This window comes from Shinella curvata (genome assembly GCF_022899935.1).
Classification (GTDB): Bacteria; Pseudomonadota; Alphaproteobacteria; order Rhizobiales; family Rhizobiaceae; genus Shinella; species Shinella curvata.
The window spans coordinates 968,482-984,114 of the sequence record NZ_JALJCJ010000002.1 but is presented as its reverse complement, the minus strand read 5'-3'; the positions used below and the strand labels follow the sequence as shown (position 1 = coordinate 984,114).

Sequence of the window (15,633 nt, the reverse complement as noted above, 5' to 3'; positions counted from 1 at the left end):
CCTCGACAGGGGTTGCTCGACGCGCGGCCCCGCCGGCACGACGGCCTCACGGACGGACCGAAGCCCGGATGCGTTTCCCGCATCCGGGCTTCGGTGTTTTCAATTGCCGCGGACCTGACCGGCATAGCTCTGCGCGCCGGTCTCGCCATCGAGGAACGGCAGGGCGGCGCTGACGAGCGCGGGGGCGGCGAAGGTTTCGTAATGCGTCAGGCCGGGCAGGATGGCGAGGCGGTTCTTCGACATGTTTTCCCGCATCCAGCCGGCATCCCGCAAACCGCCGCCGAGCTTCTGGTAAAACTCGACCATGTGCTCGGGCCGGATCATATCGCTGTCGCCGTAGATCAACATGACGGGCATGGAGAGTTTTGCGACCGCATCGGAGGCATCATAGGGCTCGCGCATGGCGGCCCCCATGGCGTCGAGCAGCTTGGGGAATTGCGAGGCATCGGGCGCCACCGCAACATAAGATTTATACATCGGCGTCTCCTTCATCATGTCCGCCATGGCGCCTGATACGGCCGCCTGCTGCGGCAGCATTTCCGCAAAGAACCCGTTGCGGGCGAAGGGTGCGGAGGCGATCACAAGGCGGCGCACCTTGTCCGGCGCCTGCGCGGCCATCTGCAGCGCGACGCCGCCGCCAAAGGAGTAGCCGAGGACATCGACCTGATCGTAGCCGAGCCGGGCGACGAGTTCGGCCATATCCGCGCCGATCGCCGGAATATCGATCGGCCGGTTGCCGAGCGGCGTGCGGCCGTGACCCTGCAGATCGACGCCGATGACCTGGCGCTTCTCCTGCAAGGTCTTGAGGTTTTCGCCGAACATCTCGATCTGGCCGAGGCCGCCATGTAGCAGAAGCAGCGGTTCGCCCTTGCCACGGATTTCATAATAGTAGTCGATGCCGTTGACCGACAGGTGTCCGGCCTTGTCCGGCTTGCCGACAATGCTCTGCAACGGGTTTTCCTTGATCTCCTCGGCCTGCACTGCGGCGGGTGCAAAGGCGGCAAGCGCTGCGGTCAAAAGGATTATGACGGTCATCTTCGGCATGTCTCTCTCCTCGGTTTTCGACCGGCGCCTAGCCGGCTTCATGCACCAAGGACGCCCATGATCGCTGCATGCCGACAGGGCGAGGAAAATTTTCGGCCGCGTACCTCGCAAACTGAATCAAGGCGCTGCGGAATCGATTCCGGATTTCGGCCTATATCTTTGAAATATAAGGAATACGGCCTCGTGAAACGGGAGGAGCAGAGGAAGAGAACTTTAACGGATACGGGTGCATATTAGCGCTACACCACATGCATCCGGGCCGGCCATGACGCACAGCTTCTCCTACACCCATTACGATCTCGATCTGCAACGTGGCGGAACCGTCGTCGAGATCACGCTGTCGGCCGTCGCCAATGTCCGCCTGATGAACCACGCCAATTTCGATCTGTTCAAGAATGCGCGCCAGCACAAATTCCTCGGCGGCGTCGCCAAGCAATCGCCGATCCGGCTGAAGATCCCGGAGAGCGGCCACTGGCATGTGGTAGTCGATATGGAAGGACATCCGGGCAAGGCACAATCATCGATCAAGGTCGTGCCGCTCGCCCCGCAAAAGCCGGCACAGCGCTTCAGCGCCGCTTAATTCTCACCGCGCTCCTTGCGCAGTTTCGCCCACCAGTCGAGCCGCTTGCGCAGTTCGCGCTCGAAGCCGCGCTCCGGCGGATCGTAGAAGGTCCGGCGCCCCATCTTTTCCGGGAAATAGTCCTGGCCTGAAAAGGCATCCGGCTGATCGTGGTCGTAACGATATCCGTCGCCATAGCCCTCGCCCTTCATCAGCTTGGTCGGGGCGTTGAGGATGTGTTTCGGCGGCAGCAGCGAGCCGTGCTCCTTCGCCGCGCGCATGGCCGATTTGTAGGCGGTGTAGATGGCGTTCGATTTCGGCGCGGTGGCGAGATAGACGCAGGCCTGCGCCAGCGCCAGATCCCCCTCCGGCGAGCCGAGGAAATCATAGGCATCCTTCACCGCATTGCAGACGACGAGCGCCTGCGGATCGGCAAGGCCGATATCCTCGACCGCCATGCGCACCATGCGACGGCAGAGGAAGAGCGGGTCTTCGCCGGCATCGAGCATACGCGTGAGATAGTAGAGCGAAGCATCGGGATCGGAACCGCGCACGGCCTTGTGCAGGGCGGAGATGAGGTTGTAGTGGCCGTCCTGCGACTTGTCATAGACCGGCGCACGGCGCTGCACGATGCGGAAGAGATCGTCCTGCCCGAAGGTCTCGCCGGCGCGGGCGGCGCGCCATACTTCCTCGGCCAGGGTCAGCACGGCGCGGCCGTCGCCATCGGCCATGCGCAACAGAGAGGCGCGCGCCTCCTCATCCAGCGGCAGCGGCTTGTCCTCGACCGCCTCGGCACGCTTCAAAAGCTCTTCCAGGCTCGTTTCGTCATGCGGCTTGAAGGTGAGCACGCGGGCACGCGACAGGAGAGCGGCATTGAGTTCAAACGACGGGTTTTCCGTCGTCGCGCCGACGAGCACGATCGTGCCGTCTTCCATGACCGGCAGGAAACTATCCTGCTGGGCACGGTTGAAACGATGGATCTCGTCGACGAACAGCAGCGTCTGGCGGCCGCCCATGCGGCGCGCGCGGGCCGCCTCGAACACCTTCTTGAGATCGGCGACACCGGAGAAGATCGCCGAAATCTGCTCGAAGGCGAGGCCCGTTTCGCCTGATAGCAGCCGCGCCACCGTCGTCTTGCCCGTGCCGGGCGGTCCCCAAAAAATCATCGAGCCGAGCGAACCCGCCTCGATCATGCGCGAGAGCACGCCATCGGGGCCGGTCAGGTGTTCCTGGCCGGAGACTTCGCCCAACGTGCGGGGACGCAGGCGATCGGCCAGCGGCCGCTTCGCCTTCATGTCCTCCGGCTCATGCGGGGCGAAGAGATCGCTCATCGGAAGAACTGGCGGATGCGCTGGCCGTCGCGCTCAATCTCGACGCGCCAGATCGACGGGTCTTCACCGGTAAGCTTGGCGAGCGTTTCGGTAGTGGTGACGGCGGTGCCGTTGAGCTCGATGATGATGTCACGCGGCTGGAGGCCGATGCGCGCGGCCGGCGAACCGCGATTGACCTCGGTAACGACGACGCCGTGCGTCGTGCCCTGCCCGGCCGGCATGCGCAGCTCCTCGGACACGCGCGGCGAGAGATTGGCGACAACCGCGCCGGAGAAGGGATTGCGACCTTCGATCAGGCGTTCATCACGCGGCGTCGTTTCCGGCGCGCGATCAAGCGAGAGCGTCAGATCCTGCGGCTTGCCATTGCTGACGACCGTGATGCGCGCCGTGCCGCCGATGCCGACGGTGGTGAGGCGATAGCCCAGCGCATCGGGATGCTCGACGGGGATGCCGTTGACGGCCGTTACGATCTGCCCCGGCTTCATGCCGGCCTTTTCTGCCGGGCTGTCGGGTTGAACCCTTGAAATCAGCGCACCACGCGCACGGTCGAGACCAAGCGCTTCGGCAACCTCGGAAGTCACCGCCTCGAAGGTAGCACCGACGAAGGGACGATCGAAGCTGGCGCTGCCGTTCTCGGCGCTGGCGATGAAGGTCTTCACGAGATTGGCCGGAATGGCGAAGCCGACGCCGTTCGAGCCGCCGCCGCGCGAAAAGATCGCGGTGTTGATGCCGATCAGCTCACCGTTCATGTTGATGAGCGCACCGCCGGAATTGCCGGGATTAATCGACGCGTCCGTCTGGATGAAGAAACCGAAATCGCCAGAACGGACCTGGTTGCGGGCGAGTGCCGAGACGATGCCGCTCGTCACAGTCTGGCCAACGCCGAACGGGTTGCCGATGGCGAGCACGAGATCACCGACCTCCACGCCGTCGCTGTCGCCGAGCGGCAGCGTGGCGAAGTCACCCTCCACCTTGATCTTCAGGACAGCGAGATCGACGCGCTCGTCTTTCAGCACCACGGTGCTTTCATATTCGCGGCCATCGGCCAGCGCCACCTTGATGTCGCTTGCGCCCTCGATGACATGGTTGTTCGTGACCACGATACCCTTGGCGCCGACGATGACGCCCGAGCCGAGCGAGGATTGCTTCTGGCTGCGGTTCGGCATCTGCTGGCCGAAGAATTCTTCGAAGAAGGGATCGCCGTCGAACAGCGAGCGGCGCTCGACGACGCGCTCGGCATAGACGTTGACGACAGCGTTTTCGACCTGTTTGACCAGCGGCGCAAAGGAGAGCTGCATTTCCGTGCGCGATTGCGGCACGGTGCGCTCCTCGGCCATGGCGGGCGTCATCAGCGCGAGGGCCATGGCAAGCGGGGCGGCAAGCAGAATGCGGATATGCGTCATCGATTGAGTCTCCTTCGTTTCCGCGCCACGATCAGATAGGATTTCGCAGGAAAAAAGGCAAACTTTGCGATCGTAGCCACTCGCGCTGCCTCACGTCGTACGCACGAAAAAGTGGTCGCAAGAAATATTCACGGCCGTTGAAACAACATGCTCCGCCTTTACGTAGAAGCAGGGAAACAACCAAACAAATCGAGCCCCGTCATGTCTCTTTACCGCCCCCCGCGCATCGCTTCTTCCGAAATCACGTCCGAGCGCTGGTTCCTGAACCGCCGCGGCTTTCTCGCGGCCGCGGCCGGTGGCGCGCTCGCCGCAGCAGGCTCCCCGGCATTCGGCGAAGCGTTGAAGTCTTCCAAGAGCCCCTACACGGTCAATGAGAAGCTGACGCCTGAAAAGGATGTGACGAGTTACAACAATTTTTATGAGTTCGGCCTGGGCAAGGGCGACCCTGCGGCAAACTCGGAAAATTTCAAGCCGACGCCGTGGACGGTGAAGGTGGACGGGCTGGTCGGCAAGCCGAAGGAATTCGGCCTCGAGGAACTGCTGGCCATGCCGCTGGAGGATCGGGTCTATCGCATGCGCTGCGTCGAGGCCTGGTCGATGGTCATTCCCTGGGTCGGCTTTCCGCTGTCAGCCCTGCTCGACAAGGTGGAACCGCTGGGCGACGCCAAATACGTCGCCTTCGAGACGGTGGTTCGGCCGGAGGAAATGCCGGGGCAATCGGGTTACTTCCAGTCGCTGCCCTGGCCCTATGTCGAGGGCCTGCGGCTCGACGAGGCCCGCCATCCGCTCGCCATCCTCGCCGTCGGCGTCTACGGCAAGACGCTGCCGAACCAGAACGGCGCGCCGATCCGGCTCGTCGTGCCCTGGAAATACGGTTTCAAGGGCATCAAGTCGATCGTGAAGATCACGCTGACCGACAAGCAGCCCCCCTCGACCTGGAACATTTCCGCACCGAACGAATACGGCTTCTATGCCAACGTCAATCCGGAAGTGGATCATCCGCGCTGGAGCCAGGCGAGCGAAAATCGCATCGGCGAAGGCGGGTTCTTCGGCGCGAACCGCCAGCCGACCCTGCCCTTCAACGGCTATGCCGACGAGGTCGCCAGCCTCTATAGCGGCATGGATCTCAGGGCGAACTACTGATGCTGCCCGCCCTGCCCCGCAAATACCACGCCGCCTCGATCTGGCTGCTCTATGCAGCCGGATTCGTGCCCGCGGCCTACGGCTTCTGGCTCGGCGCCACGGGACGCCTGCCGGGCAATCCCGTGAAGGAGTTCGAACATCTGCTGGGGCTCTGGGCGCTGCGTTTCCTCGTCGCCACGCTGGCGATCACGCCGCTGCGCGATCTCCTCGGTATCAACTGGATCCGTTATCGCCGGGCGCTCGGGCTGCTGGCCTTCTGGTACGTGCTGATGCACTTCCTGACGTACATGGTGCTGGACCAGTACCTGAATTTTTCCGCCATTCTCGTGGACATCGTGAGACGGCCCTTCATCACCATCGGCATGGGCGCTTTCGTGATGCTCATTCCACTGGCACTGACTTCCAACAACTGGTCGATCCGCAGGCTCGGGCCGCGCTGGGTGAAGCTGCACAAGCTGGTCTATATCATCGCCGCAGCCGGTGCACTGCACTTCGCCATGTCGGTTAAGGTCGTGGGACTGGAACCCTGGACCTATATCGCGCTGGTGGCGGTGCTTCTCGCCTATAGGCCGATCCGGCCGATGCTGCGCGGTAGAAAGCGGAGGCCGCCAGAACCGGCTCTGAGAGAAAGCGAGCGCTCAGCCTAACGGCGGCTCAGCACTTCGCCATCGTCTTTCACGACGAAGAGTTTCGGAGCGGATACAGCAGACACCTCCGCGGCGTTGCTGATCACGCGGTTCCGGCCGCTGCTCTTGGCGAGGTAAAGCAGCCGGTCAGCGCGGCTGATGGCGTCGTGGATCGTGTGATCGCCGGCGGCGGAAACGGCGACACCGAAGCTCGCCGTGATCGCGCGGTCGATACCGATGCTGCGGAGATCACGCTCTGACAGCGCAAGACGAACCGTGTTTGCCAGCGTATGCGCGTCCTGCAGGCGGCAATTCGGCAAGTAGGCGATGAATTCCTCCCCGCCGAAACGCGCAACGGCGGCCTCCGGCCAGGACAGCGTCCGTAGAAGTGCCGCCACCTCGCGGATAACATCGTCGCCCGCGGCATGGCCATAGTGGTCGTTCACCGACTTGAACCAGTCGATATCCGCAACAATGACCGCCGCCTCTTTCCCGGCGACACGACCGCGTTCGCGGATGAACTGGTCAAAGCCACGGCGGTTGAGCAGACCGGTCAGGGGATCTTCCTCGGCCGCCTTGCGATGCCGCTCGACAATGCGCAGCGCGACGGAAGACAGCGCCGTCAGGGCCATGACAAGCGCGCCGATGGTCGACGTTATCTGCATGATATAGGCATAGCTCGAACCGATGAATTCGCCCATCGCCAACGTTCCGGCCATGATGAAGAAGACAATCGTCCGAACGGTCGTCTCCAGCATCACAAAGATCACGGCACCCAGCAGGGAGCGATCGACCCAATTGCGCGGCCGGCGCCAGGACGAGAGCGTCGCAACCAGCATCATCAGGCTGCATGCGATGTCGTTGATGAACAGTTCGTAGCGCAGGCTGCCCGCGATCAGGACCGCGTAGGTCGTACCCGTATAGGCAATCCCAGCGATCATCAGGCGCAGACCGACAAGCCTAGGCGCATCGAAATGCGTGACGAGCCCGTGGCTGTAGAGCAGGAAGGCTATGAGGAACGCCGCATCCGCCACCATTGCGACGACGGGCACCGGCACGATGACCTCCAAAAGGGGCGCAAGGAAGCCAAGCCCCGCGCAGAGATAACCGGCGCCCCAGAAAAGGGCGGCGCGATTGCCGAAGCGGCCGACGACGAGAAACGCCACGCCGAACAGGGTGAGGACCACCGGCAGCAGGAATGCGAAGTTCTCGCTCATTGATCAGACTCGATTAAACTCCCGCGAATTTTAGGGGCAAGGCCTGAAAACTATGCCTAGGGACATGGTTTCCAAAATCTTGCGGCCAGAATTTCACGCAAAGAAAAAGCCGGACGCTGAGAGCGTCCGGCTTCAAACCGTTCGGATCGAACGATCAGTGCTTATGCGGCTTCGGCAGCTTCTGCTTCAGCGGCAACGCGGGCCTTGTCGGCTGCACCCTTGGCGTCGACATCGCGTTCAACGAACTCGATGACGGCGAGCGGGGCGTTGTCGCCGTGGCGGTAGCCGGCCTTCATGATGCGCAGGTAGCCACCGTTGCGGCTGGCGTAGCGGGTTGCGATCGCGTCGAACAGCTTCGAAACAACGGCAACGTCACGGATCTGCGAAATCGCCTGACGACGAGCGTGCAGGTCGCCGCGCTTGCCCAGCGTGACGAGCTTTTCGACGATCGGGCGAATTTCCTTCGCCTTGGGCAGCGTCGTTACGATCTGCTCATGCAAGATGAGCGAAGCAGCCATGTTGGCGAACATCGCCTTGCGGTGGCTGGCAGTACGGTTGAGTTTGCGACCGGAATTCTGGTGGCGCATCTCGGGTCTCCTTCACATGCAGGCTGTTGCCTGCCGTTTGATGGTTAGTATTGGTCTTCGTAGCGCTTGGCGAGATCTTCGATGTTCTCGGGCGGCCATGCCGGCACTTCCATGCCGAGGTGCAGGCCCATGGAAGCGAGAACTTCCTTGATTTCGTTGAGCGACTTGCGACCAAAATTCGGAGTGCGAAGCATTTCGGCTTCGGTCTTCTGAATGAGATCGCCGATGTAGACGATGTTGTCGTTCTTCAGGCAGTTCGCCGAACGGACGGAAAGTTCCAGTTCGTCGACCTTCTTGAGGAGCGCCGGGTTGAACGCCAGTTCGGTGACCGATTCTTCCTCGGCTTCCTTCTGCGGCTCGTCGAAGTTGACGAAAACCGAGAGCTGGTCCTGAAGAATGCGGGCTGCAAACGCGATCGCATCTTCGCCGGTGACGGAGCCGTCAGTCTCGATGGACATGGTCAGCTTGTCATAGTCGAGAACCTGGCCTTCACGGGTGTTTTCCACCTTGTAGGACACTTTCTTGACCGGCGAGTAGAGGCTGTCGACCGGGATGAGGCCGATCGGAGCATCTTCGGAACGGTTACGATCGGCCGGGACGTAGCCCTTGCCGTTGTTGACCGTGAACTCCATGCGGATTTCCGCGCCCTCGTCGAGGGTGCAGATCACATGGTTCGGGTTCAGGATCTCGATGTCGCCGACCGTCTGGATGTCACCAGCCGTTACGACGCCCGGGCCCTGCTTGCGGACAACCATGCGCTTGGAATCGTCGCCATCCATCTTGATGGCGATTTCCTTGATGTTGAGCACGATATCGGTCACGTCTTCGCGGACACCCGGAATAGACGAGAACTCGTGCAGGACGCCGTCGATCTGCACGGCGGTAACAGCCGCACCGCGCAGCGACGACAGGAGAACGCGACGCAGCGCGTTGCCGAGCGTCAGGCCGAAGCCACGCTCCAGCGGCTCGGCAACAAGGCTTGCCTTGGTGCGGCCAGAGGAGGTGAATTCCACCTTGTTCGGCTTGATCAGTTCCTGCCAGTTTTTCTGGATCATATGTTTTGCCTTCCGTTCGCCGCCACCATCCAATCGTGGCGGCCGAGCCCTGAAGATCCAGGAAAGCCGACCGGCTTTCCTGGTTGTTCGAATGCGATGATCAGACGCGGCGCTTCTTGCGCGGACGGCAACCGTTGTGCGGGATCGGGGTCACGTCGCGGATGGACGTGATCATGAAGCCGGCAGCCTGGAGGGCGCGCAGAGCCGATTCACGGCCCGAACCCGGACCGCAGACTTCGACTTCCAGCGACTTCATGCCGTGTTCCTGGGCCTTCTTGGCGCAGTCTTCAGCAGCGATCTGGGCAGCGAACGGGGTCGACTTACGCGAACCCTTGAAGCCCTTTGCACCGGCCGACGACCAGGCAATGGCGTTGCCCTGTGCGTCGGTGATGGTGATCATCGTGTTGTTGAACGAAGAATTGACGTGAGCAACACCCGAGGTGATGTTCTTGCGTTCGCGACGGCGGACGCGTGCGGCTTCCTTGGCCATGGATAGTCCTTTCGTTGATCTCTACACCGCCGTAATGCCAGCGGCTCCACCGGGCCGGGACGAAACCCCTGCCCTGAATAGAATTTGCAAACGGCCCGAAGGTACGTCTGCGGCGATATCGTCACTGCCGTAGTGCCAGCAGCTCCACCGACCGGGACCTCTTGATGAAAGACAAGGCCCCGCTCGAAACTCAAAAGAGGCCGGCGCGAAGCGCCAGCCTCCTGCTCCCCGTTTCCGGGAAATTACTTCTTCTTGCCTGCGATGGCCTTCGCCGGGCCCTTGCGGGTACGGGCGTTGGTGTGCGTGCGCTGACCGCGGACCGGAAGGCCACGACGGTGACGCAGACCACGGTAGCAACCGAGGTCCATGAGACGCTTGATGTTCATCGAGGTTTCGCGACGCAGGTCACCTTCGACCTGGTAGTCACGGTCGATGGTTTCGCGGATCTGCAGGATGTCTGCGTCCGTGAGCTGGTGCACGCGACGATCAGCCGGGATACCGACCTTCTCGATGATTTCCTGTGCGAATTTCGGGCCGATCCCGTGGATATAGGTCAGCGCGATGACTACGCGCTTCGCGGTCGGGATGTTGACGCCAGCGATACGTGCCACGCCTGTTCTCCTTGCTTCCAGTTGCCATCCGGCAAGTGGTTTTCTTCATTCGATACGGCCGAAACGACCGCGACTCAATTGATGTTCGGGACACGTCGAAAACGACCGCACCCGGACTTCGTTCTTGGAAGTCCGCGCCGATCGCAAGGTTGATGTCGCGAGTTGGCGCTGTCTTAAGGGGAATCGGCCGAAAAAGTCAACTCCCCGACCGTTCCTTTTTGCCTGATATCAGGCGTTCTCCAGGATTCCACCGATCTCGGCGGTCACCTTGTCGACATTGGCCATGCCGTCGACCGTCTGAAGCTTGCCCGTCGAAGCGTAGTAGTTCGACAGCGGAGCGGTCTTCTCGCGGTATTCCGTGAGGCGACGCTTGAAAGCTTCCGGATTGTCGTCGGAGCGAACCGTACCGCCGGCGGCGATGGTTTCGGCAACGCGATTCTCCATGCGCTTGACCAGCGCGTCCTCATCGACCTTCAGCTCGATGACGGCGTCAAGCGCGATGCCCTTGCCGGCGAGGATCTGGTCGAGGGCCTGCGCCTGGGGAACCGTGCGCGGATAACCATCCAGGATGAAGCCCTTGGCACAGTCGGGCGAATCGATTCGATCGGACACGATTTCGTTGACGATCGCGTCAGACACAAGCTGGCCGGCGTCCATGACGGCCTTGGCACGCTTGCCGACATCCGTGCCGGCGGCAACGGCCGCCCGAAGCATGTCACCCGTGGAAAGCTGCGGAATGCCATACTTTTCCGTCAGGAGCTTGGCTTGGGTTCCTTTGCCGGCCCCCGGCGGTCCCAAAAAAATCAGTCTCATCGTCCCCTCTTTCCTCCACGCAGCTTCGACTTCTTGATCAGCCCCTCATACTGCTGAGCAATCAGGTGACCCTGTATCTGTGCTACAGTATCGAGGGTCACGCTGACAACAATCAAAAGCGACGTACCACCAAGGTAGAACGGCACCCCGGTCTGCGAGATCAGGATTTCGGGAAGAATGCAGACGAACATCAGATAGGCAGCGCCGATGACCGTGATACGGGTCAGCACGTAGTCGATATATTCGGCGGTGCGCTCGCCCGGACGGATGCCGGGGATGAAGCCGCCATGTTTCTTCAGGTTATCGGCCGTGTCCTTCGGATTGAAGACGATGGCCGTGTAGAAGAAGGCGAAGAAGGCGATCATCGCGGCGTAGAGCACCATGTACAGCGGCTGGCCGTGACCAAGCGATGCGATGACGGCGGTCGCCCAGGCCGGCAGCTCCGACGTGTTCGAGAAGCCGGCCAGCGTTGCCGGGAGCAACAGCAGCGACGAGGCAAAGATTGCCGGGATGACGCCCGCGGTGTTGAGCTTCAGCGGCAGGTGCGACGTATCGCCCTGGAACATGCGGTTGCCGACCTGGCGCTTCGGATACTGGATCAGCAGACGACGCTGGGCGCGCTCGACGAAGACGATAAGCGCGATGACGACGACAGCCATCAGCACGACGGCGAGAATCACGCCGAACGACAGGGCGCCCGTGCGTCCAAGTTCCAGCGTACCGGCCAGCGCGCCCGGCAGGGCGGCGACGATACCGGCGAAGATGATCAGCGAAATACCATTGCCGATGCCGCGCGAGGTGATCTGTTCACCCAGCCACATCAGGAACATGGTGCCACCGAGCAGCGAGATGACGGTAGAGATTCGGAAAAACCAGCCGGGATCGTTGACCAGTCCCGCCCCGCTCTCGAGGCCGACGGCGATGCCGTAAGCCTGCAGCGTGCCGAGCAGCACCGTGCCGTAACGGGTGTACTGGTTGATGATCTTGCGGCCCTGCTCGCCTTCCTTCTTCAGCTGTTCCAGCGAAGGCACGACGGAGGTCATCAGCTGCACGATGATCGACGCGGAGATGTACGGCATGATGCCGAGAGCGAAGATCGCCATGCGCTCGACGGCGCCGCCGGAGAACATGTTGAACAGGCCGAGGATACCACCCGCCTGGCCACGAAAGGCCTGGGCAAAAGCTTCGGGATTGAGGCCCGGCAACGGGATGTAAGTGCCGAGACGATAGACGAGCAGCGCGCCCAGCGTGAACCAGAGACGCTTCTTCAGGTCTTCCGCCTTGGCGAAAGTCGAGAAGTTCAGATTAGAGGCAAGTTGTTCCGCTGCCGAAGCCATGCATTTCTCCGCGTAGCCGATCCGGCGGCGGTGAAGCCCGGCCAGGTCCGGAATGGCTGATCCGTTTGGCACCCGCGCCCTGCCCTCCCCGGACCGGTCACGCCGATGCTGAAATTGGTCGTGCCCGCCTGCCGTTGCAGCAAATCGGGCGGATGGAGCCTAAACCGGTTGAAACGCGGATTGTCAAGCAATCCCGGCCTCACCCTGGTTTTAATTCCGGATAACGATGCGGATTTGAGAATCCGTCTGTCGTCGTGAGGCTCACATATGGGAGCAAAATCGCCCGGTGTGAAGCACACCGGGCGATTAAATGTCGAATTATTCGGCGGCTTCTGCGGCTGCCACCAGCAGCTTGATCGAGCCGCCAGCCTTTTCGATCTTTTCGATCGCAGGCTTGGAAGCGCCGGCGACTTCGAAGGCAACCTTGGCCTTCAGTTCGCCGTCGGCCAGAACGCGCACGCCGTCCTTTTCGCGACGGATAACACCGGCTGCCTTCAGAGCAGCTGCATCAACAGTCGCCTTGGCATCGAGCTTGCCGGCGTCGATGGCCTGCTGAACGCGGCCGAGCGACACGATGACGAAGTCAGACGCGAAGATGTTGTTGAAGCCGCGCTTCGGCAGACGACGGTAGATGGGCATCTGACCGCCTTCGAAGCCGTTGATGGCAACGCCCGAACGAGCCTTCTGACCCTTGACACCGCGACCACCGGTCTTGCCGGAGCCCGAGCCGATACCGCGGCCGAGGCGCTTGCGGCTCTTCGAGGAGCCTTCGTTGTCCTTGATTTCATTCAGTTTCATGATCTATCCCCTCACTTCTCTTCGACGACGCGAACGAGGTGCTGGACGGCACGGATCATGCCACGGACAGACGGCGTGTCTTCCAGTGTGCGAACCCGGTGCATCTTGTTGAGGCCCAGGCCGACGAGCGTTGCGCGCTGGATGGCCGGACGGCGGATGGGGCTGCCGATCTGCTCGACAGTCACCGTCTTCTTGGCGGTTTCTTTCTTAGCCATGATCAGTGCTCCTTATTCTTCGGCAGAGACGCCGGCAGACGTACGGCGAGCCTGCAGCGTGGCGTACTTCATGCCGCGCTGAGCTGCGATGTCCTTCGGGTGCATCTGGCTCTTGAGGGCGTCGAACGTCGCACGGATCATGTTGTACGGGTTCGAGGAGCCGGTCGACTTGGCGACGACGTCATGAACGCCGAGCGTTTCGAAGACAGCGCGCATCGGGCCACCGGCGATGATACCGGTACCGGCCTTGGCCGAACGCAGCAGCACCTTGCCGGCGCCGTGACGGCCGTGCACATCGTGGTGCAGCGTGCGGCCAGAGCGCAGCGGTACGAAGATCAGGTCGCGCTTGGCAGCTTCCGTGGCCTTCCGGATAGCTTCCGGAACTTCACGAGCCTTGCCATGGCCGAAGCCGACACGGCCCTTCTGGTCGCCGACGACGACGAGAGCTGCAAAACCGAAACGACGGCCGCCCTTGACGACCTTCGCGACGCGGTTGATCGCGACGAGCTTGTCGACAAACTCGCTGTCGCGCTCTTCGCGGTTCTGGCGGTCGTCACGACCGCGCTTTTCCTGTGCCATTGTCCTTTTCCTTTTTCTTTTCCGGGTGCAATCGGCAGATTGTCGAAAGCCGCCCCCATTCAGGAAATGGAAGCGACCAATACCCTACTGAGTGATCGGCGGGCACCGAAGTGCCCGGCCGAGTGATCAGAAGTTCAGACCACCTTCACGGGCGGCTTCGGCGAGAGCCTTGACGCGACCGTGATAGAGGAAGGCGCCACGGTCGAAGACGACGTCCTTGACGCCGGCCTTGACTGCGCGCTCGGCAATGAGCTTGCCGACGGCAGCGGCTGCTGCCGTGTCAGCGCCCGTCTTCAGCGACGAACGCAGATCGGTGTCGAGCGTGGAGGCAGCCGCAAGGGTCTTGCCGTCAACGTCGTCGATGACCTGTACGTAGATGTTCTTCGACGAGCGATGAACCGACAGGCGCGGACGGCCGTTGGCCACCGCCTTGAGGGTACGGCGCACGCGGTTGGCGCGGCGCACGAGAGCTTCTTTGGTGCTAGCCATTTCGCGTGATCCTTACTTCTTCTTGCCTTCCTTGCGGACGATGCGTTCTTCCGCGTACTTGACGCCCTTGCCCTTGTAGGGCTCGGGGCCACGGTACTCGCGGATTTCCGCAGCGACCTGGCCGACCTGCTGCTTGTTGATGCCGGAGATGATGATCTCAGTCGGCTTCGGAACAGCGATCGTGATGCCTTCCGGCGTCTGGTAGACGACGTCATGGCTGAAGCCGAGTGCCAGCTGCAGGTTCTTGCCCTGCAGCGACGCGCGGTAACCGACGCCGTTGATTTCGAGCTTGCGCTCGTAGCCGTCCTTGACGCCCTTGAAGATGTTCTCGACCATCGTGCGGGACATGCCCCACTTGGAACGAGCGTCCTTCGACTGGCTGGTCGGCTGGACGACAACGGCGTTGTCTTCGAGCTTTACCGAAACTTCGTCGTTTGCGACGAAGAACAGTTCGCCCTTCGGGCCCTTTGCGGTGACCTTCTGACCGTCAACGGTCGCGGTGACACCAGCGGGAACCTGAACGGGCTTCTTACCGATACGAGACATTTTTATATCCTGTCTGTTCGTTATGGAGATCCTTGCTCGATCTTAGAAGATCGAGCAAAGAACCTCGCCACCAACGTTCTGTTCGCGTGCCTGGTGATCGGCCATCACGCCCTTCGGGGTCGAAAGGATGGTGATGCCGAGGCCGTTCGCGACCTGCGGGATGGACTTGACCGAGACATAGACCCGGCGGCCCGGCTTGGAGACGCGGTCGATCTTGCGGATCACGGACGCGCCTTCGTAGTACTTGAGTTCGATGTTCAGCTCGGACTTGCCGTTGCCGAATTCGACTTCCGAATATCCACGGATGTAGCCTTCAGCCTGAAGGACATCCAGAACGCGGGCGCGCAGATTGGAAGCCGGCGTGGAAACGCTCGACTTGCGGCGTGCGGCGCCGTTGCGGATACGGGTGAGCATATCGCCCAGGGGATCAGTCATTGCCATGTACCCGTCTCCTTACCAGCTCGACTTGACAATGCCCGGCACCTTGCCGGAATTGCCCAGTTCACGAAGCGCAATACGCGACATACCGAGTTTGCGATAAAAGGCGCGCGGACGGCCCGTTACTTCGCAACGGTTGCGGATGCGGGTCTTCGAACCATTGCGCGGCAGCTCGGCAAGCTTGAGCGTTGCCTTGAAGCGCTCTTCGATCGGAAGAGACTGGTTCTGGATAATCGCCTTGAGGGCTGCACGCTTTGCAGCCTGGCTGGCGACCAGTTTGCGACGGCGGTTATTCTTCTCGACTGCGCTGGTTTTAGCCATAACAGTAATCCTTCTTTACGCTTGTCGTTAC

At 61.6% G+C, this 15,633-nt stretch carries 20 protein-coding genes; 3 read left to right on the top strand and 17 right to left on the bottom strand.

The annotated features are described in order from the left end of the window. Positions 1 to 99: 99 nt before the first annotated feature. The gene (locus MUU55_RS10890; RefSeq protein WP_244760749.1) at positions 100 to 1,044 is read right to left on the bottom strand and encodes an alpha/beta fold hydrolase; all 945 of its coding nucleotides are present in this window, start codon (positions 1,042 to 1,044) and stop codon (positions 100 to 102) included. A gap of 265 nt (positions 1,045 to 1,309) precedes the next feature. Between MUU55_RS10890 and MUU55_RS10885 the strand changes: the two genes are divergently transcribed. Then, complete coding sequence (locus MUU55_RS10885; RefSeq protein ID WP_244760748.1) at positions 1,310 to 1,624, top strand: DUF1883 domain-containing protein; 315 nt, start codon at positions 1,310 to 1,312, stop codon at positions 1,622 to 1,624. Here the strand turns inward: MUU55_RS10885 and MUU55_RS10880 are convergent. Both MUU55_RS10880 and MUU55_RS10875 read right to left on the bottom strand, forming a co-directional pair. Then, complete coding sequence (locus MUU55_RS10880; RefSeq protein ID WP_244760747.1) at positions 1,621 to 2,934, bottom strand: replication-associated recombination protein A; 1,314 nt, start codon at positions 2,932 to 2,934, stop codon at positions 1,621 to 1,623. The genes MUU55_RS10885 and MUU55_RS10880 overlap by 4 nt on opposite strands. Beyond that, positions 2,931 to 4,337, bottom strand: coding sequence for a DegQ family serine endoprotease (locus MUU55_RS10875; protein ID WP_425314163.1), 1,407 nt, complete (start codon positions 4,335 to 4,337; stop codon positions 2,931 to 2,933). The genes MUU55_RS10880 and MUU55_RS10875 overlap by 4 nt, the downstream gene beginning before the upstream one ends. A 201-nt stretch (positions 4,338 to 4,538) precedes the next feature. Between MUU55_RS10875 and msrP the strand changes: the two genes are divergently transcribed. Together msrP and msrQ are read left to right on the top strand one after the other, a co-directional pair. Continuing rightward, a complete protein-coding gene (gene msrP, locus MUU55_RS10870; RefSeq protein WP_244760746.1) occupies positions 4,539 to 5,480 on the top strand; it encodes a protein-methionine-sulfoxide reductase catalytic subunit MsrP in 942 nt (313 codons plus the stop codon). Next, positions 5,480 to 6,127 carry a protein-methionine-sulfoxide reductase heme-binding subunit MsrQ gene (gene msrQ, locus MUU55_RS10865; protein ID WP_244760745.1) on the top strand — a complete coding sequence of 216 codons (648 nt, stop codon included), beginning with the start codon at positions 5,480 to 5,482 and terminating at the stop codon, positions 6,125 to 6,127. Before msrP ends, msrQ begins: the two co-directional genes overlap by 1 nt. On the opposite strand, the gene MUU55_RS10860 is transcribed toward msrQ, so the two are convergent. The 14 genes from MUU55_RS10860 to rpsN form a co-directional block, all read right to left on the bottom strand. Beyond that, on the bottom strand, positions 6,124 to 7,323 hold the full coding sequence (locus MUU55_RS10860; protein WP_244760744.1) for a GGDEF domain-containing protein: 1,200 nt from the start codon (positions 7,321 to 7,323) through the stop codon (positions 6,124 to 6,126). The two genes, msrQ and MUU55_RS10860, sit on opposite strands and share 4 nt — an antisense overlap. Before the next feature lie 161 nt (positions 7,324 to 7,484). Continuing rightward, positions 7,485 to 7,910, bottom strand: a complete 426-nt coding sequence (rplQ, locus tag MUU55_RS10855; RefSeq protein ID WP_117372306.1) for a 50S ribosomal protein L17 — start codon at positions 7,908 to 7,910, stop codon at positions 7,485 to 7,487. Between the two features lie 44 nt (positions 7,911 to 7,954). Next, positions 7,955 to 8,965 (bottom strand): DNA-directed RNA polymerase subunit alpha, encoded by a 1,011-nt coding sequence (locus tag MUU55_RS10850; protein WP_117372305.1) that lies wholly within the window; start codon positions 8,963 to 8,965, stop codon positions 7,955 to 7,957. Between the two features lie 100 nt (positions 8,966 to 9,065). Further along, positions 9,066 to 9,455 carry a 30S ribosomal protein S11 gene (gene rpsK, locus MUU55_RS10845; protein WP_023513823.1) on the bottom strand — a complete coding sequence of 130 codons (390 nt, stop codon included), beginning with the start codon at positions 9,453 to 9,455 and terminating at the stop codon, positions 9,066 to 9,068. 242 nt (positions 9,456 to 9,697) lie between these two features. Continuing rightward, positions 9,698 to 10,066, bottom strand: a complete 369-nt coding sequence (rpsM, locus tag MUU55_RS10840) for a 30S ribosomal protein S13 (protein ID WP_117372304.1) — start codon at positions 10,064 to 10,066, stop codon at positions 9,698 to 9,700. A 228-nt stretch (positions 10,067 to 10,294) separates the two neighbouring features. Then, entirely contained in the window at positions 10,295 to 10,879 is a 585-nt protein-coding gene (locus MUU55_RS10835) for an adenylate kinase (protein ID WP_244760743.1), read from the bottom strand. Beyond that, positions 10,876 to 12,216: a preprotein translocase subunit SecY gene (secY, locus tag MUU55_RS10830; RefSeq protein ID WP_244760742.1), complete on the bottom strand. Its 1,341-nt coding sequence runs from the start codon at positions 12,214 to 12,216 to the stop codon at positions 10,876 to 10,878. The genes MUU55_RS10835 and secY overlap by 4 nt, the downstream gene beginning before the upstream one ends. A 318-nt stretch (positions 12,217 to 12,534) precedes the next feature. Then, a complete protein-coding gene (gene rplO / locus MUU55_RS10825) occupies positions 12,535 to 13,014 on the bottom strand; it encodes a 50S ribosomal protein L15 (RefSeq protein WP_244760741.1) in 480 nt (159 codons plus the stop codon). Between the two features lie 11 nt (positions 13,015 to 13,025). Continuing rightward, entirely contained in the window at positions 13,026 to 13,229 is a 204-nt protein-coding gene (gene rpmD / locus MUU55_RS10820; RefSeq protein WP_064329863.1) for a 50S ribosomal protein L30, read from the bottom strand. A 12-nt stretch (positions 13,230 to 13,241) separates the two neighbouring features. Then, on the bottom strand, positions 13,242 to 13,808 hold the full coding sequence (rpsE, locus tag MUU55_RS10815; RefSeq protein ID WP_244760740.1) for a 30S ribosomal protein S5: 567 nt from the start codon (positions 13,806 to 13,808) through the stop codon (positions 13,242 to 13,244). A gap of 126 nt (positions 13,809 to 13,934) precedes the next feature. Continuing rightward, positions 13,935 to 14,297 carry a 50S ribosomal protein L18 gene (gene rplR, locus MUU55_RS10810; RefSeq protein WP_244760739.1) on the bottom strand — a complete coding sequence of 121 codons (363 nt, stop codon included), beginning with the start codon at positions 14,295 to 14,297 and terminating at the stop codon, positions 13,935 to 13,937. A 12-nt stretch (positions 14,298 to 14,309) separates the two neighbouring features. Then, positions 14,310 to 14,843 carry a 50S ribosomal protein L6 gene (rplF, locus tag MUU55_RS10805; protein ID WP_244760738.1) on the bottom strand — a complete coding sequence of 178 codons (534 nt, stop codon included), beginning with the start codon at positions 14,841 to 14,843 and terminating at the stop codon, positions 14,310 to 14,312. A 42-nt stretch (positions 14,844 to 14,885) separates the two neighbouring features. Further along, positions 14,886 to 15,284: a 30S ribosomal protein S8 gene (gene rpsH, locus MUU55_RS10800; protein WP_117372297.1), complete on the bottom strand. Its 399-nt coding sequence runs from the start codon at positions 15,282 to 15,284 to the stop codon at positions 14,886 to 14,888. Between the two features lie 12 nt (positions 15,285 to 15,296). Then, positions 15,297 to 15,602 (bottom strand): 30S ribosomal protein S14, encoded by a 306-nt coding sequence (rpsN, locus tag MUU55_RS10795; protein ID WP_244760737.1) that lies wholly within the window; start codon positions 15,600 to 15,602, stop codon positions 15,297 to 15,299. Positions 15,603 to 15,633 lie beyond the last annotated feature (31 nt).

Coding starts and splice junctions, on each gene's coding strand:
- MUU55_RS10890 (WP_244760749.1), bottom strand. CDS start 1,044: ATGCCGAAGATGACCGTCATAATCCTTTTGACCGCAGCGCTTGCCGCC.
- MUU55_RS10885 (WP_244760748.1), top strand. CDS start 1,310: ATGACGCACAGCTTCTCCTACACCCATTACGATCTCGATCTGCAACGT.
- MUU55_RS10880 (WP_244760747.1), bottom strand. CDS start 2,934: ATGAGCGATCTCTTCGCCCCGCATGAGCCGGAGGACATGAAGGCGAAG.
- MUU55_RS10875 (WP_425314163.1), bottom strand. CDS start 4,337: ATGACGCATATCCGCATTCTGCTTGCCGCCCCGCTTGCCATGGCCCTC.
- msrP (WP_244760746.1), top strand. CDS start 4,539: ATGTCTCTTTACCGCCCCCCGCGCATCGCTTCTTCCGAAATCACGTCC.
- msrQ (WP_244760745.1), top strand. CDS start 5,480: ATGCTGCCCGCCCTGCCCCGCAAATACCACGCCGCCTCGATCTGGCTG.
- MUU55_RS10860 (WP_244760744.1), bottom strand. CDS start 7,323: ATGAGCGAGAACTTCGCATTCCTGCTGCCGGTGGTCCTCACCCTGTTC.
- rplQ (WP_117372306.1), bottom strand. CDS start 7,910: ATGCGCCACCAGAATTCCGGTCGCAAACTCAACCGTACTGCCAGCCAC.
- MUU55_RS10850 (WP_117372305.1), bottom strand. CDS start 8,965: ATGATCCAGAAAAACTGGCAGGAACTGATCAAGCCGAACAAGGTGGAA.
- rpsK (WP_023513823.1), bottom strand. CDS start 9,455: ATGGCCAAGGAAGCCGCACGCGTCCGCCGTCGCGAACGCAAGAACATC.
- MUU55_RS10835 (WP_244760743.1), bottom strand. CDS start 10,879: ATGAGACTGATTTTTTTGGGACCGCCGGGGGCCGGCAAAGGAACCCAA.
- secY (WP_244760742.1), bottom strand. CDS start 12,216: ATGGCTTCGGCAGCGGAACAACTTGCCTCTAATCTGAACTTCTCGACT.
- rplO (WP_244760741.1), bottom strand. CDS start 13,014: ATGAAACTGAATGAAATCAAGGACAACGAAGGCTCCTCGAAGAGCCGC.
- rpmD (WP_064329863.1), bottom strand. CDS start 13,229: ATGGCTAAGAAAGAAACCGCCAAGAAGACGGTGACTGTCGAGCAGATC.
- rpsE (WP_244760740.1), bottom strand. CDS start 13,808: ATGGCACAGGAAAAGCGCGGTCGTGACGACCGCCAGAACCGCGAAGAG.
- rplR (WP_244760739.1), bottom strand. CDS start 14,297: ATGGCTAGCACCAAAGAAGCTCTCGTGCGCCGCGCCAACCGCGTGCGC.
- rplF (WP_244760738.1), bottom strand. CDS start 14,843: ATGTCTCGTATCGGTAAGAAGCCCGTTCAGGTTCCCGCTGGTGTCACC.
- rpsH (WP_117372297.1), bottom strand. CDS start 15,284: ATGGCAATGACTGATCCCCTGGGCGATATGCTCACCCGTATCCGCAAC.
- rpsN (WP_244760737.1), bottom strand. CDS start 15,602: ATGGCTAAAACCAGCGCAGTCGAGAAGAATAACCGCCGTCGCAAACTG.